Source organism: Klebsiella sp. KTE92, assembly GCF_000398905.1.
GTDB classification, from domain to species: Bacteria; Pseudomonadota; Gammaproteobacteria; order Enterobacterales; family Enterobacteriaceae; genus Klebsiella; species Klebsiella variicola.
Map to the genome: position 1 here is coordinate 4331477 of NZ_KB976100.1, position 13413 is coordinate 4344889.

Sequence of the window (13413 nt, forward strand, 5' to 3'; positions counted from 1 at the left end):
AGTATGAAACCTCCGTAAGCTATAAAAACGGTAAAAAAGTGTTCGTTGCACTAAAAACAGACAACGACAGTTATATCGGTACACCGCTGCTGGATAAAGACGCCCGGGTGGTGGAAACAGAACACGGAAAAACCCTGTACAAAGGCAAACGTAAGGTCAACGGCCTTGAGATTTCAGAGTGGTGGATTAAAAAACTTGTAGTTAATGACGCAGACCCATCGCTAAGTTATATTTTTTATCTAACTATCCATGAAAATAAAATTAATGGCAGCAAACCACTTGATCTGAAAATGTCTTACCGAATTGATTTCCTAAACCCTGGAGATGTATTAACCGAGAACGAACTGGTAGCGCTGTGGGGAAATATAACCGAAACAATTAAATATTACCCCAGCCAGTGGCAATGACAATAACATGCTTAGCAAGCGTCTGTTTTTTTGAAAATTAAAATACATCAGCGCAATATTACAATACTGTCTACCACAGTAATGAACACGTTGAATATTATAGCCATATCTTCACACCCAGCCCTTTTATAACGCATTATAATTTCTTTTACCAACCGCTCAACAGGATAGAAAATATGTCAGGACTTGTTTGTTTAGGTGATGCTACTACTCATGGAGGTAAGGTCATAACCGCATCTTCAACCATGTTTATTAACGGCGTACAGGTTGCATTGGTAGGAGATTTAGTTTCCTGTCCTAAACACGGGGTTAATCCTATACAGGAAGGTGATTCGACAGCGATGGAACAAGGTAAAAACATCGTCGTGAATAATTGCCAGTGCGCATGTGGATGCCGTGTCATAAGCTCCCAATCGGAAAACAGTATAGAGTCATAATATGGGATGGATGATACCAGTAGTACCGGAAAGAAGCCCTCTTCCTAAACCAAATTACAGACGTTGGATTATATTGTTAATTCCCATGTTAACCATAGGTGGACTGTGCGGGCTATTTTCCTTTAATCTTGTCACATATGGTGACGTATTGATATATGGCATATTACCAGCATTATTCCTCTGGTTATGCATCATGGGCGTTGTGATTAATAAATATGAACAATCCGTTGCCTCCTGCCTGGCGTGGAACACTGAAAAAGAGCAAATAAAAGAACACTGGCGGAAATGGAGTCAAAAACAATTAGCAGTAGTTGGCAATATTATTTACACTCCAGATGGCGAAGGAATAGATTCATTACTGGGACCACTTAAGGATATTCCTGCATATCCACAAAAAGCGAGACCTCTCTCTTTTCCATTGCGCAACACTCTCACTGCAATAACGAGTAACATCCATCAAAACCTGGAGCATCAGTATCCAGGTTATCGCAACTATTTGCAGACAATTTATATATTACAGTCTAAAAACAAAGAGTGTAAAACAATAGAGCAAGCGGTTCTCTCGCAGTGGGATCTGGTTCCAGAGACAGTCAACTCCATTGAATGCATTGAGTCATTCTATGATAATGAAAATTTCGACGGTTTGGTTTTAGTCATTTGCCTACAACGCTGGTCAGGAGATGCCTCTGGCAAACACAGTGAATTAGTTTCTGGTCAGTTAATTTCTTCTTGTTCATTTGCAAAACGACATGCCATCCCCGTTATCGCTGGTATAGGTCGAACCATGACATTAGAACCCGAGGGGCTGGAATCGAATTTAAATACACTAGTTGAATACAATCAATTAAATAAAAACAAGTTACAACACATCTGGGTTTCTAATATTAACAATGAACTAATAGAAAACATTATGCAGTATGCTAACCAATACGAATGGGAACTGCCAAGGAGACAGCCGTTGCACATGATTGACCATTCTTTTGGCCCAGGAAGTGAGTTAGCATTTCCATTATCCCTGGCGATATTAACTGAAGCCACCAGGAAAACGAGCAAAGAACAGTTGGTTATTTGTCAAAAATCACAAAAAATTGAAACAAAGTGGCTTTGCTTAATTACACCAGGCCACTATTTTGAGCGTGAGGAAAAATAATGCATACTGCGCGCTATGGTTTCTGGGGCTATCTTCTTCTTATTATAGGACTGGCAGGAATTTGTGCCTTATTGATTTTCATTAATCAGGATTTGTTGGCAAGGAGAGGAGTATCCGCCCAACAGGCGTGGTCACTATGGGGAGGGATATTTGCAATCCTGTTATTCGGACTGGTGTGTTCACCATTCTGGTGGCTCAGGAAACAAAAGAAAGAGCAGACGATTTATCGGCCTGAAGTGCCGGCCAAAAATGAAAAGCGACTATCTGATGATTTTTACATCCTTCTTAAATCAAAACTTCGGTCCCGCTATGGCCTGCTCTGGCGACATAAAGTCCGCCTGCTATTGGTGATGGGTGAATCGACGCAGGTGGAAGCGATTGCACCAGGATTAACGGCGCAGCGCTGGCAGGAAGGCGAGTACACAGTGTTAATATACGGAGGCTCCGCGTCGGCAGCCCCGGATACGACACTTTTGACATCCCTGAAAAGACTGCGCCATTTCCGTCCGCTGGACGGCATTATCTGGCCGCTGACGGAAAAACAATGTTGCCAGACGGCGCAACTGGATAAAGGTTGGCGTGAGCTGGCTACCTGCGGAAAATTGCTCGGTTTTCAGGCCCCGTTATATCTGTGGCAAGTTTGTGATGACGGTGGTTATCAGGCTGGGCGTACGCTACAAAGCGTCGGTTGCCTGTTGCCTGAACGCTGCGTGCCGGAACAACTGGCGTCGCTGCTGGAAGCGCGGACACTGCAGTTGACCGCACAGGGAGTACAGCAGTTACTGAATAACGACCACCACGATTTCCTGTTACGGCTTGCCCATCAGCTCGCTGAAGGCGGTATTGTTAAATGGAAGACGGCGCTAAAACCGCTCCTTGCCGGTGGCGCGTTTTCTTGCCTGCAACTGCGTGGTCTGATGTTCAGCCCTCCGCTTACCCCCGCGCCAGAGGCCGCGATCCACGCATGGTTGCCATCGCCGGTATGGTTGGGCGTGACTGGCGATAATGCGCGGGGGCGCAGAGTGGGTTTTCCGTGGTGGCGCACTATGTTAGCGATCTGCGCCTGTGTGCTGGCGGTATGGGTGGCCGGAATGATGACCTCCTTTTTCGCCAATCGTGCCCTGATTCAGGAAACCGGGATACAGGCGACGCGGGCGCGTGATATCCGCCTGCCGCTTTCAGAACAACTGGCCGCACTGCATACCTTACAGAGCCAACTCGAGCGTCTGCAGTACCGTATTCGCCACGGTGCGCCGTGGTATCAGCGTTTCGGTCTTGAACGTAACGCGCATCTGCTCAGCGCCGCCTTTCCTGGTTATGCCCAGGCAGCAAACCGGCTGGTGCGCGATGTCGCAGCCGCGTATCTGCAGCAACAATTGAACGCCTTTGTCGCCCTGCCGCCGAACAGTCCGCAACGCACCGCAACGGGAGAACGGCGTTATAAACAGCTTAAGGCGCTGCTGATGATGTCCCGCCCGGAAAAATCTGACGCCGCCTTTTTCAGCACCACGCTGATGGCAGAGCATCTGCGCTATGCAGCTGTACCGGAAGGTACCCGGCAAAGCGTGCTGCCATCGCTGCTGACCTTCTGGATGGCTAATCTGCCGGAGCATCCACAGTGGAAAATCGCCCCGCAGCCGGAACTGACCGGCGCGGTACGCAAAATACTGCTGCGCCAGATTGGGGCTCGCAATGCGGAAAACACTCTCTACCAGAACGTCCTGAAACAGGTCTCCCGTAACTATGCCGATATCACGCTGGCAGACATGACCGGCGACACGCTGGCAGACCCGCTTTTCAGTACCGAACAGACCGTACCGGGAATATTTACCCGTCAGGCATGGGAAGGACAGGTAAAAGAGGCAATAGAACAAGTGGTCACCGCCCGGCGCGAGGAAATCGACTGGGTGCTCAGTGACCGTCGGCAGGACGCATCCGCCGATATCTCGCCTGAGGTGCTGCGCGCCCGCCTGACCACACGCTACTTCACCGATTTCGCCGGTAGCTGGCAGGCCTTCCTCAACAGTATTCGCTGGAAAAAAGAGGACTCGCTTTCCGGCGTGCTTGACCAGTTAACGCTGATGGCTGATGCCCGCCAGTCGCCGCTGATTGCGCTCACGGATACCGTGGCATGGCAGGCGGCAACCGGAAGGGAAAGCGCAGGCCTGTCGGATTCATTGGTAAAGTCGGCAAAAGCACTGTTTAACGGCAAGGAAAATACGTCGCATGTCGTCCGTAAAGATGAAACACCGGCGGGACCAATGGACAAAACGTTTGCCCCGCTGCTGCGACTGATCGGGGATACAACCGGAGGGCGGGGTGATACTCAGCTCAGCCTGCAAACCTGGCTGACCCGCGTCACCCGTGTGCGCCTCAAGCTACAACAGGTGATTAACGCCCCCGACCCGCAGGAGATGACCCAGCAGCTGGCGCAGACCGTATTTCAGGGGAAAACGGTCGATCTTACCGATACCCGCGATTATGGCCGTCTGATAGCCGCCAGTCTGGGTGAAGAATGGAGTGGTTTTGGCCAGTCGTTGTTTGTTAGCCCGGTGGAGCAGGCATGGCGACAGGTGCTGACGCCCGCAGCGGATAGCCTTAACCGGCAGTGGCAGCGCGCTATTGTCAACCTCTGGGAGCAGGATTTTGCCGGGCGCTACCCGTTCAAAGACACAGCGAATGACGCCTCACTTCCCCTGCTGGCGCAGTACCTGCGTGACGACGGGCGGATAAATCAGTTTATTGCCACCAACCTCACCGGAATGTTGAAACGCGAAGGCCGGTACTGGGTGGCTGACACCATGAACACGCAGGGACTGGCGATCAACCCGGCGTTTTTACGCGCCCTGAATCGCCTGCGCGATGTGGCCGACACAGCCTTTGCCAGCGGCGATGCCGGGGTACATTTTGAACTGATGGCAAAACCGGCACGTGACGTGATGAAAACGCATCTGGTGATTGACGGCCAGCAACTGGAATATTTCAACCAGAAAGAACGCTGGCAGCGTTTCAGCTGGCCGCATGAGCAGTGGCAGCCCGGCGCATCGCTGAGCTGGACCAGTACGCAGAATATGGAACGTATTCTGGCCGACTTCCGGGGAAGCTGGAGTTTTATTCGTCTGCTGGAACAGGCGCAGGTCACACAGCTGGACAGCAGCAGCTTTAAGCTGCAGTGGCAAGCGCCGGACGGTCTGCCGCTGCATTACCTGATGCGCGTCGAGCAGGGCAAAGGCCCGTTGGCGCTTCTGACGCTGAAAAACTTCCGCCTGCCAGGGCAGCTATTCCTGACAGAGAAAGGGGCGGCGGACAGGAGGGAATATGGAGAGGATGAGTGACTGACTGCAACTGTAAACCCGCTGGCGGGTAAAGGCCCCTGCAACCAGAAGCCGCCATATGCCTGACAGGGAAAGCCTCCACGACAGGCCATTATCATCACCGGCTATTAAGGAAATGCTCATTATGGATGATTTAACCCAACGCTATTACGAAGCCGAAATGCGCTACCTGCGTGAAGCGGGTAAAGAGTTTGCACAAGCGTATCCTGATCGCGCCGCTATGCTCAATCTCGATAAGCCCGGCGCGCGCGACCCTTATGTCGAACGTCTCTTCGAAGGTTTCGCCTTCCTGATGGGCCGCCTGCGGGAAAAACTGGATGACGATCTACCTGAACTGACTGAGGGGCTGGTGAGCCTCCTGTGGCCTCATTATCTGCGTACAATCCCGTCGCTGTCGGTGGTGGAACTGTTAACCGATCATCGGCAAATGAAGCAGAGCGAAACACTGAGTGATTTTCAGGTGCTCTCGAGGCCCGTCGGCGAACACCGGACACGTTGCTGCTACAGCGCCACGCGGGATATCACCCTGCTTCCGCTGGCTTTACCAGAGGTGTCGTTACAGTACGAACAGGATGGACGCTCGGTTATCCGTCTGCGCTTTGAGTGCAGTCCGCTGGCTGGCGACGGGTCACAGATTGATTTATCGAGACTGCCGCTCTATCTCAATGCGGACAGTCCGCTGGCTTGTGCATTACACCGGGCGCTGACGCTGGGGGTGCAGCAAATCTGGTTTCGCCTGCCGGGGGAGGAACGTCGGACACTGGACGGCTATTTTTCCCCGATGGGGTTCGGTAAGGACGATCCGCTCTGGCCAAAAGGCGAATCGGCCTTCAGCGGCTACCAACTGCTGCTGGAGTATTTCACCTTCCGCGAGAAGTTTATGTTTGTCGCCCTTAACGGGCTGGAGAATGTGGTCTGGCCGGCAGGAATGAGTGGATTCGAAATTGACGTGGTGCTCGCGGAAAGCTGGTCTCACGATCTGCCGTTCAGCACCGAAAATATCCGCCTGCACTGCGTACCGGTGATCAACCTGTTCCCGCTGGAAGCCGATCCACTGCATCTTTCTCCGCTGGAAAATGAATACTTGCTGCGCCCCATGCGTATTCAGGACGGGCATACGGAAATTTACTCCGTCGATAATATTATTTCTTCGCGACACACCGGCAGTCAGGCATATGTGCCCTTTTCCAGTTTTCGCCACCGGGGCGGGATGTTGCGTCACGATTCGCCGGAACGTTATTACCATACGCGGGTAAAACGCGGCCCTTCCGGTTTGCATGATACCTGGCTGATCCTTGGGGGCGACGCATTCGATATCGACCGCCTGCTGGAAGACGAAACCCTGTCCCTGAGTCTGACCGGAACCAACGGTCAGCTTCCGCGTAAAGCGCTGCAGAGCACGGTGCTGGACACCCCCGTCTACGCCACGCAGCATACACTGCGGGTGCGCAACCTGTGCGCGCCGACGCAGCCCTGTTATCCCCCGGCGCGTGACCGTTTCCACTGGCGGGTTCTCAGCCACTTAGGCTCCAACTTCCTGTCAATGATGGACAACGCCGAAATCTTGCGCGGCACGCTGGCGCTGTACGACTGGACGGAAAGCGAAATGAACCGACGCCGTCTGGAGGCAATCGTTGACGTTCAGCATCACCTGATTCAGCGTTTTGAAAAAGGTTTTCTACTGCGCGGCGTGGATATTCAGGTCACGCTGGACAGCAACGGTTTCGCCGGCGAAGGCGATATCACCCTGTTTGGCGAACTGCTGCACCGCTTTTTCGCCCTGTATGCCGACATCCACTTATTTACTCAGTTGACGCTGATTCTGCAACCTACAGGAAAATGTTTGCAATGGACAGAACACCACAGCCAGCGCGTACCGGGCTGACGGAAAGGCTTGCTCCGGACATTAACCGAATTAACTTTTACCGTTTCTGCCAGCTTCTTGAACAAAGCCAACCACAGACGCCACTGCTGGGGAGCACAACCAATCCGGCAGACGATCCCGTCCGTTTTCGTCCACATCCGGGGATGGGGTTTCCGGTCAGCGAACTAAAAAGCGTCGAACAAGATTTGGATCATCCTGACGCGCCACCCACGGTGCGCACCACGTTTCTGGGGCTGTACGGTGTGGATTCACCGCTGCCGACAGCTTATCTCGACTACATCGCGCAGCGCCGGGACGGCCATGAAGCGATGATGGCGTTTCTGGACATTTTTAACCATCGCTTTATCACTCAGTACTATCGTATCTGGCGCAAATATAATTACCCTACGTCGTTTGAACCGGGAGCCGTGGATAATATTTCCCGCTGCCTGCTGGGGTTGATTGGTCTGGGCATTCCCGGCAGCGAAAATCATATCGCCACGCCGGTCTCGCGTTTTCTTGCATTACTCAGCGTGATGCGTCTGCCGACGCGTACAGCAGAAGGCATAACGGCGCTGGTCAGATTACTGGCCCCCCAGACGAAAGCGACAGTTATCCCGCACGATCCACAACAGATTGTCCTGCCTGAACCTGCGGGTTTATCAAAAAGATCGCGTATTTGCCTGAAAACTCGGGCACTGCTGGGCAACACCGGCACTGACGTTAACAGCCAGTTACTGCTGAAGCTATATACCGAAGACGACGGAGAGGCACGCGGCTGGCTGCCGGGCGGGCAACTACATACCGACCTGCTGGTGCTGTTGCGTGTCTATCTAGGCTGGCGCTACCAGGCCCGCCTGCAACTGACTTTGCCCGTCAGTCTGCTGCCTCCGGTACAGTTGGGAAAACAGCGCGTTCAGGTAAGCCGAACGGGCGTGCTGCGGGCGTCTTTTGCTGCCCCAGTCGCTGGTACGGTCACGGTCAGTCTCGGGCGTTATCAGGGACTCATACCCACATCATCCACCCGCAACAGGGAGAGTGTTACTCATGTTTCTTACACCCTATAAACGACATGCTGTCAGCGTACTTGCCGCCGCGACGCTGCTGAGCGGCTGCGGTCTGACCCAGAGAGTGACTGACGGCACTAAAGAAGTAGCATCGGCGATTTTCTACAAGCAGATCAAAACGCTGCATCTCGATTTTGTATCGCGCAGCGCGCTGAATACAGATGCGCAAGACACACCGCTTTCCACGATGATCCATGTCTGGCAACTGAAAACACGTGAGCGTTTTGACGAGGCCAACTATGACACGTTGCTTATGCAGGAAGAAAAAACGCTGAAATCAGATGTACTGGCCAAACATACCGTCTGGATGAAGCCAGCGGGTGCGGTTTCCCTGAATGTCCCTCTGGATAAAGAGACCCAGTTTGTCGCCATCGTTGGTCAGTTTTATCACCCCGATGAACAAAGCAACAGTTGGCGATTGGTACTCAAAAGGGATGAACTGGAAGCTGACAGGCCCCGCACCATAGAGCTGATGAGAAGCGATCTCCGCCTGCTCCCCCTTCAGGATAAGTAACCGATGGCAGCATCTTCTTTATTTGAAATGCTGACTTTCAGCTTCAGTGGTGAGCTGCCGCTGGAGCAGGTCAGCGAGCGGGATCAGCTTATTCTCTCCGTTATGGACAACATGCAGCGCATCATCAACTGCCGGGCAGGAACGCTGGCGCATTTACCGGATTATGGTTTGCCGGACCTCAGCATGATTCATCAGGGAATGACCGCGGGTATTCATGGTTTGATACACCAGATAGAAAAGACGTTACTGCGCTACGAACCCCGCCTGAGCCAGTTGCGCGTGGAGTTGCAGCCGCAGCCCCGTCCGGGGCACCTTAATTATCTTATTTATGCCCAACTTCCCGATACCGGCTGGATACGCTTTGATGGTATATTTTCTGCGGAAGGCCGGATTGTGCTGCGTCATCTCAAACAGCAGGAGCGCATGTGACTTATGTCAGGTAGCGCACCTTCATTGAAGCTTGCAGATTGCGCCAGAAAAGTAACAAGGAAAATCAATTTATTGATTTTCGGCTGATAACCACAAAGGAGGAAAAACCACGCTTTTTCCTTTTTTGCCAGCAACCTGAAACACCCTCAAGGGTGTTTTTTTGTTTCTGCCGCCGGCAAACCTCTGCCGAAAACGGGAACAGCCGTTGCCGCCCCCATCTCCTGCTTACCCCTTAGGTAACATAATATTGCTTGCCGCCAGCATGCCCATGCGATGGTACATCGCGCAGGCTGCCTCGACGATCGGCATCGCCAGCGCCGCGCCGCTGCCTTCTCCCAGACGCATGCCCATATTGAGATACGGTTCGAGGCCCAGGTGCGCCAGCGCGATACGCGCCCCCTTCTCCGCCGAATAGTGGGACGGGATCAGATACGGTTTTACCTCCGGCGCTATCTGGCACGCCGCCAGCGCTGCGGCGTAGGAAAGAAAGCCATCCAGCACCACCGGCAGCCCACAGGCCGCCGCCCCCAGCATCACCCCCGCCATCCCCAGCAGATCGAAACCACCGACTTTGCTCAGCACATCGAGGCCATCCTGCGGGTCGGGCTGATTGACGGCGATAGCCCGCCGCACCACCTCCACCTTGTTGCCAACCTTCGCCAACGGCAGATTGGCGCCAATCCCGACCACCTCCTGCGCATCGCTGCCGGTCAGAACGCTGACGATCGCCGCCGCCGGCGTGGTATTGGCCATCCCCAGCTCGCCGACACCAAACAGAGTAACCCCCTCCTGGGCCAGCGCGCGGGTGTAGCGCATCACCTCCAGCAACAGCTCCTGCCCCTGCTCACGGCTCATCGCCGGACCGCGGGCAATATTGCCGCAGCCCCGCGCCACCCGCATATTCACCACGCCGGGGAGCGGTTCGCTATCGATACCGACATCAATTACATGCACTTTCGCCCCGGCCTGGGCGGCGAGCACGCAGACGCCGGTGGTGCCGCGGGTCATATTTGCCGCCTGGATGGCGGTGACCGCCTTCGGCGAAATCGCCACCCCTTCGTCCCACACCCCATGGTCGGCGCACATCACCAGCAGCGCCTTTTTCGCCACCTGCGGCTGGCCGCCCAGGCCGGGCATTCCCGCCAGCTGAACCGCCAGCGCCTCCAGACGGCCGAGGCTGCCGGGGGGCTTAAGCAAGCCGTCGATATGGTGTTGTGCCCGCACCATGGCGTCAGCGTCCGGCGCGGGGATCGCCCGCAGAACCGTGTTTAAATTTTGCATACAGAATCCCTGCCAGGGCTGGCCCGGTCAGCCAGCGATTGAGTTATTTGATTTTGACGCCGATGCCGGAGACCACCAGCCAGACCGCATCCGCCGCGGCCGCCAGGCGCTGATTGACCCGCCCGGCGATATCGCGAAAATGCCGCGCCAGGCGGTTCTCCGGCACAATGCCCATCCCCACCTCGTTGGTCACCAGCACGACGTGCGCCGGGCAGCGCTGACAGGCGGCAATCAGCACACCAATTTCGTCATCAATAGCCCGCTCCATGGCGGCGTAATCCCAGCCGTCGGGGTCGCTGTCGCCGCCGAGCGCGAACAGCAGGTTGGTGACCATAGTGGTGATACACTCCAGCAGAATCGCCTCCGCTGGGGCGATATCCGGGGTGATCAGTTCATCAAGCTGCTGCCAGCGCTCGGCGGTGCGCCAGTGGGCGGGCCTGCCGTCGCGATGGTGCTGGATCCTTGCGGCCATCTCGTCGTCAAAGATTTGCGAGGTGGCGATATATAACACCTGCGGCGCATCGGCAATCAGCGCCTCGGCATGACGGCTTTTGCCGCTGCGCGCGCCGCCGGTAACCAGAGTCAGCATAGGGGCTCCTGATGTTGGCGCATGATGGCGTAAATTTTATCGATGGCGATATGTTCGCGCATGGCGTCCGCCAGCCGATCAAACTGCCGGGTTTTATAGCGGGCATACTCCAGGGCGCTATCCAGCGGCGCCAGCCCTTTGCGCTGGCGCAGGCCGTTGAGCAGCGCCCGGGTAAAGGCATCGCTATCGAACAGGCCATGGAGATAGGTGCCGAACGCCAGGCCGTCGTCGCTTATCGCCCCGTCCTCTACTGACTGTCCCGCTTTATGCAGCTGCAGCAGCGGCGGGCTGCCGGCCTCGCGACGCGTCTCGCCCATATGAATTTCGTAGCCACTGACATGCAGACCTGCCGCGTCGGCTAACCATTCCGGGAGGTTAGTTCCCAGGGTCGCCTGCACCTGGGTGGTGGTTTTGTGCTGGGCGAAGTGGGTCACGGTCTTCAACACCCCCAGTCCGGGCTGGGTGCCAAGGCCAGACTCCACCTCATCGATAATGGTTTCGCCGAGCATCTGATAGCCGCCGCAGATCCCCAGCAGCGGCACCTTGCGCTGCCGGGCCTGCTCGACTGCATGCGCCATGCCGCTCTCGCGCAGCCAGCACAGATCGCCGAGGGTATTTTTACTGCCCGGGAGAATGACCAGGTCGGCGTCGGCCAGCGCCTGCGGGTCGCGGACATAGCGCACCCGGACGTCTGGCTGCGCCGCCAGGGCGTTAAAGTCGGTAAAATTGGCGATATGCGGCAGGTGAACCACGGCGATGTCGATGTCGCGCCGGTCGGTGCGATGGTATTTCCCGGCCTGCAGCGCGACGCCGTCCTCATCCTCGAGATCCACGTCAAGCCACGGCATAACGCCCAGCACCGGCACCCCGGTCAACGCCTCGATCTGCTCTATCCCCGAGCGCAGGAGCGCCACATCGCCGCGGAATTTATTGATGATCACCCCTTTCACCCGCGCCCGCTCCTGAGGCTGCAGCAGCGCCAGCGTGCCGTAAATCGCGGCAAACACCCCGCCGCGGTCGATATCGGCCACCAGGATCACCGGGCATTGCGCCATCTCGGCCATGCCCATATTGACGATATCGCGGTCGCGCAGGTTAATCTCCGCCGGACTGCCGGCCCCTTCCAGCACCAGCGCCTCATACTCTCCGGCCAGGCTCTGGTAGACCGCGAGGATCTGCTCGCGCAGGCGCGGCTTGTACTGGTGATAGCTCACCGCGTCCATGCTGGTCGCCACCTGCCCCATCAGGACCACCTGCGCCTGACGGTCGCTGGTGGGCTTGAGCAAAATCGGGTTCATGCGGACATCCGGCGCGATCCCTGCCGCTTCGGCCTGGAAAATCTGCGCCCGGCCCATCTCTTTGCCATCCGGCGTAATACCGGAGTTCAGCGCCATATTCTGGGATTTAAACGGCGCGGTGCGCAGCCCGTCCTGATGAAAAATGCGGCACAGTCCCGCCACCAGTACGCTTTTCCCCACGTCGGAAGCCGTGCCCTGTAACATCACTGCCAGCGTCATGACGCCTCCTTTATCGCGCCTATCGCGTTGTTGTGCATCCGCTGAAAAAACTCCGCTTCGGTTTTACACAGCGGCAATCCCAGTTCGCTATGAAGTTTCACCAGCCACGGCTGCGTCAATCCCGCCTGGGCCATGATCGCCGCGCAGGCAAATACCTCGCCGGGATCCCCCGCGGCCAGCACTTCGCCGTGACGCAGAACGTAAACGGCGTCGCTCACCTCATAGATCAGATCGATATCGTGGCTGGAGATCACCACGCGCCGCCCCTGCCCGACAATGCGCCGGATGATGGCGATCATCTGCGCCCGCCCCCGGGGATCGAGGCCCGCGGTGGGCTCGTCAAGCAGCAGGTAGCGCGCCTGCAGCACCAGCGCCCCGGCGATCGCCACCCGTTTTTTCTGCCCATGGCTGAGGCACTGGATCGGCTGCTGGCGAAACCCCTGGGCATCGACGAGGGTCAACGCTTCATCCACCCGGCGGGCGATCTCCTCTTCCGCCACCCCGAGGTTGCGCAGACTAAAAGCGATATCGCTGTCGATATCGGTATAGAAGATTTGCTGATCCGGATCCTGAAACACCGTCGCCACCTGCTGGCGCAGCGCCAGCAGACCGCGCTTGCTGTAATTCAGCGCCTCTCCCTGCCACAGCACCGCCCCCTGCTGCGGGCGCAGCAGGCCGCTCAGGTTCATAAACAGCGTCGACTTTCCGCAGCCGTTGGCCCCCACCAGGCCGGTCACCGCGTGGCGGGAAAAATCCAGCGTCAGCCCTTTGAGTACCGGCTCATCCTGATAGCGAAACCAGAGATCGGTTGTGGCAAGCATAC

The 13413-nt window shown here is 55.9% G+C and carries 12 protein-coding genes; 8 read left to right on the top strand and 4 right to left on the bottom strand.

The window, feature by feature from the left end; all coding sequences use genetic code 11:
* From A1WC_RS0125335 to tssE, 8 genes are all read left to right on the top strand, one after another.
* A partial coding sequence (locus A1WC_RS0125335) for a T6SS immunity protein Tli4 family protein (protein WP_016161741.1) occupies positions 1 to 407 on the top strand: 407 nt, incomplete at its 5' end.
* Positions 408 to 583: 176 nt separating this feature from the next.
* On the top strand, positions 584 to 844 hold the full coding sequence (locus A1WC_RS26645; RefSeq protein WP_048268134.1) for a PAAR domain-containing protein: 261 nt from the start codon (positions 584 to 586) through the stop codon (positions 842 to 844).
* Between the two features lies 1 nt (position 845).
* Positions 846 to 1994 carry a hypothetical protein gene (locus tag A1WC_RS05320; protein WP_016161742.1) on the top strand — a complete coding sequence of 383 codons (1149 nt, stop codon included), beginning with the start codon at positions 846 to 848 and terminating at the stop codon, positions 1992 to 1994.
* Positions 1994 to 5329 (top strand): ImcF-related family protein, encoded by a 3336-nt coding sequence (locus tag A1WC_RS05315; RefSeq protein WP_016161743.1) that lies wholly within the window; start codon positions 1994 to 1996, stop codon positions 5327 to 5329. Before A1WC_RS05320 ends, A1WC_RS05315 begins: the two co-directional genes overlap by 1 nt.
* Before the next feature lie 124 nt (positions 5330 to 5453).
* Entirely contained in the window at positions 5454 to 7214 is a 1761-nt protein-coding gene (gene tssF, locus A1WC_RS05310; RefSeq protein WP_009485639.1) for a type VI secretion system baseplate subunit TssF, read from the top strand.
* Complete coding sequence (gene tssG, locus A1WC_RS05305) at positions 7178 to 8260, top strand: type VI secretion system baseplate subunit TssG (protein ID WP_012540697.1); 1083 nt, start codon at positions 7178 to 7180, stop codon at positions 8258 to 8260. Before tssF ends, tssG begins: the two co-directional genes overlap by 37 nt.
* Positions 8241 to 8774 (top strand): type VI secretion system lipoprotein TssJ, encoded by a 534-nt coding sequence (gene tssJ, locus A1WC_RS05300; protein WP_012540696.1) that lies wholly within the window; start codon positions 8241 to 8243, stop codon positions 8772 to 8774. Before tssG ends, tssJ begins: the two co-directional genes overlap by 20 nt.
* A 3-nt stretch (positions 8775 to 8777) precedes the next feature.
* Entirely contained in the window at positions 8778 to 9203 is a 426-nt protein-coding gene (gene tssE, locus A1WC_RS05295) for a type VI secretion system baseplate subunit TssE (protein ID WP_016161744.1), read from the top strand.
* A gap of 225 nt (positions 9204 to 9428) precedes the next feature.
* Here the strand turns inward: tssE and cobT are convergent, their stop codons facing one another.
* Genes cobT through A1WC_RS05275 form a run of 4 tightly spaced genes read right to left on the bottom strand, consistent with a single transcriptional unit; the run spans position 9429 to position 13411 of the window.
* The gene (gene cobT / locus A1WC_RS05290) at positions 9429 to 10484 is read right to left on the bottom strand and encodes a nicotinate-nucleotide--dimethylbenzimidazole phosphoribosyltransferase (RefSeq protein ID WP_016161745.1); all 1056 of its coding nucleotides are present in this window, start codon (positions 10482 to 10484) and stop codon (positions 9429 to 9431) included.
* A gap of 43 nt (positions 10485 to 10527) precedes the next feature.
* Positions 10528 to 11073 carry a bifunctional adenosylcobinamide kinase/adenosylcobinamide-phosphate guanylyltransferase gene (gene cobU / locus A1WC_RS05285; protein WP_016161746.1) on the bottom strand — a complete coding sequence of 182 codons (546 nt, stop codon included), beginning with the start codon at positions 11071 to 11073 and terminating at the stop codon, positions 10528 to 10530.
* Entirely contained in the window at positions 11067 to 12590 is a 1524-nt protein-coding gene (locus A1WC_RS05280) for a cobyric acid synthase (protein ID WP_012540692.1), read from the bottom strand. The genes cobU and A1WC_RS05280 overlap by 7 nt, the downstream gene beginning before the upstream one ends.
* Positions 12587 to 13411 carry an energy-coupling factor ABC transporter ATP-binding protein gene (locus tag A1WC_RS05275; protein ID WP_012540691.1) on the bottom strand — a complete coding sequence of 275 codons (825 nt, stop codon included), beginning with the start codon at positions 13409 to 13411 and terminating at the stop codon, positions 12587 to 12589. The genes A1WC_RS05280 and A1WC_RS05275 overlap by 4 nt, the downstream gene beginning before the upstream one ends.
* Positions 13412 to 13413: the final 2 nt, after the last annotated feature.

Coding starts and splice junctions, on each gene's coding strand:
- A1WC_RS26645 (WP_048268134.1), top strand. CDS start 584: ATGTCAGGACTTGTTTGTTTAGGTGATGCTACTACTCATGGAGGTAAG.
- A1WC_RS05320 (WP_016161742.1), top strand. CDS start 846: ATGGGATGGATGATACCAGTAGTACCGGAAAGAAGCCCTCTTCCTAAA.
- A1WC_RS05315 (WP_016161743.1), top strand. CDS start 1,994: ATGCATACTGCGCGCTATGGTTTCTGGGGCTATCTTCTTCTTATTATA.
- tssF (WP_009485639.1), top strand. CDS start 5,454: ATGGATGATTTAACCCAACGCTATTACGAAGCCGAAATGCGCTACCTG.
- tssG (WP_012540697.1), top strand. CDS start 7,178: ATGGACAGAACACCACAGCCAGCGCGTACCGGGCTGACGGAAAGGCTT.
- tssJ (WP_012540696.1), top strand. CDS start 8,241: ATGTTTCTTACACCCTATAAACGACATGCTGTCAGCGTACTTGCCGCC.
- tssE (WP_016161744.1), top strand. CDS start 8,778: ATGGCAGCATCTTCTTTATTTGAAATGCTGACTTTCAGCTTCAGTGGT.
- cobT (WP_016161745.1), bottom strand. CDS start 10,484: ATGCAAAATTTAAACACGGTTCTGCGGGCGATCCCCGCGCCGGACGCT.
- cobU (WP_016161746.1), bottom strand. CDS start 11,073: ATGCTGACTCTGGTTACCGGCGGCGCGCGCAGCGGCAAAAGCCGTCAT.
- A1WC_RS05280 (WP_012540692.1), bottom strand. CDS start 12,590: ATGACGCTGGCAGTGATGTTACAGGGCACGGCTTCCGACGTGGGGAAA.
- A1WC_RS05275 (WP_012540691.1), bottom strand. CDS start 13,411: ATGCTTGCCACAACCGATCTCTGGTTTCGCTATCAGGATGAGCCGGTA.